Origin of the sequence: Mesorhizobium sp. M4A.F.Ca.ET.022.05.2.1 (assembly GCF_003998845.1) — a bacterium.
Classification (GTDB): Bacteria; Pseudomonadota; Alphaproteobacteria; order Rhizobiales; family Rhizobiaceae; genus Mesorhizobium.
In genome coordinates this window covers 1-1,458 of record NZ_RZOJ01000706.1, presented here as the reverse complement: position 1 = coordinate 1,458, position 1,458 = coordinate 1, and the positions used below count along the sequence as shown (strand labels likewise).

At 58.4% G+C, this 1,458-nt stretch carries 2 protein-coding genes; both read right to left on the bottom strand.

Translation table 11 applies throughout. From position 1 onward, the window contains the following. Window positions 1-31 precede the first annotated feature (31 nt). On the bottom strand, window positions 32-1,057 hold the full coding sequence (locus EN745_RS34760; protein ID WP_210213789.1) for an HNH endonuclease: 1,026 nt from the start codon (window positions 1,055-1,057) through the stop codon (window positions 32-34). Window positions 1,058-1,094: 37 nt separating this feature from the next. Continuing rightward, window positions 1,095-1,458: DUF6456 domain-containing protein (locus tag EN745_RS34755; protein ID WP_245487910.1), on the bottom strand; the 364-nt coding region annotated here is incomplete at its 5' end.

Sequence of the window (1,458 nt, the reverse complement as noted above, 5' to 3'; positions counted from 1 at the left end):
ACAGGCGCCGGAGGGAGGCAAGTAGGATCTATCAACAAACGAATACCTCGGTCCGATGATGAGCCAAATAGCTTTGCTGTTGCGCCGTGAACGCCCCAACATGCCAGGTCGCCGGCGCTTCAGCGAAGCCGAACCGCTGCATTGCCAGTTGATCAAAACCGAGCCGCTGCAAATCCGTTCGATCGACGCGCGGTGAAACCAGAACTTCACCGCCATCATCGAAGCTGATGAAGCCGCGATCGAACAAATGATCGGCATCGGGCGTTAGAAGCAATCCGTTCATGCCATCGAGTCGTTCTTGTGCTGAAGTGCATAATCGCCATGGCTTGATATGGCTCGCGATCAGCAGTGACGGGTTCGTCACTCCTGTAAGGCGACACGAGCGCTCTACCGTCTCAACGTTGGCCCGAAACTTCCCTTGTCCGCGACGAGCGAGAATGACGCTCTTCTTGACGGTATCGTCAAGGCTTCGATCATCTTTGATCTGCCGCTCGACAGCATCTTCGAGCTGTTCATTGACGATTTCGAAAGTCAGGCTATTGGCACCACCCCGCTCCAGAGCGGCGCGATCGAAAACTGCGTCGGTGACGATTGTTTGAAACACCACCGACGAAATATTTGCGAGATACGCTTTTTGATTGCCTGACCCGGACGTCGGACTAATCGGTGAGTACTTACTAGGCAGCAGCGGCCCCAGCACACCTATCAATGCCTTTGGGCGTATAGATGGCTCAAGCCGCGTCCGGAACACAGGAAGAAGCCACCCCTCTTTGTTCCAGTAGGACCCAGCTTCCTTGAATTCTGCCGGCTTGGGCGCGGTGAATGCGAATTCGGTAACTCGGCCGACATAGCGAATAGCTTGATCGAAAAAGGACAAGACGAAATCGCCAGGCGAGGCCCGACGCATATTGTTATAAAATTCGCTGCGCGCGCCGTTGCTTTCAGTTTTTGGAGACCAGAGATACTGGCCCTCGATCTCCTGGCGGGCCGTTTGATTATGATTGACCCACCAAAACTGCGGCATGGCTAAGAAACGTCTGAGATCATTGGCCCACAAGTTCTAGGCTAGCCTGTCAGGATGTTCAAGGACCCCCTCACCCCGCCTTCCTCCCCATCATCCCATAGTGCACCGCCAGCAAATCCAGCCCGACCTTCAGCAGCTTGACCACCACATCCCGCCCGTCGCCGCTGCGTTCGGCGATGGCCTTCACCGACTGGCCTTCGAGGCAGACCTTGCGCACCACATCCGCCACCTCCCAATGGGCGAGCGCGGCCGCCGCCTGCGCATGGGCGCGGCCGGCTGAGAGGACGCGGTCGGGGATGCCGGCATTCACTCGAGTGCCGTCGATGCGCTCGCTCCAGGATTGCGGCTGCAGGCCCTCGCGCGCGGCGCGCTCGAAATCGTCGCGGAAGCGCCCTCCTGCCTCGCGCTGCTGGCGGGAGAGCGAGGTGATGCCC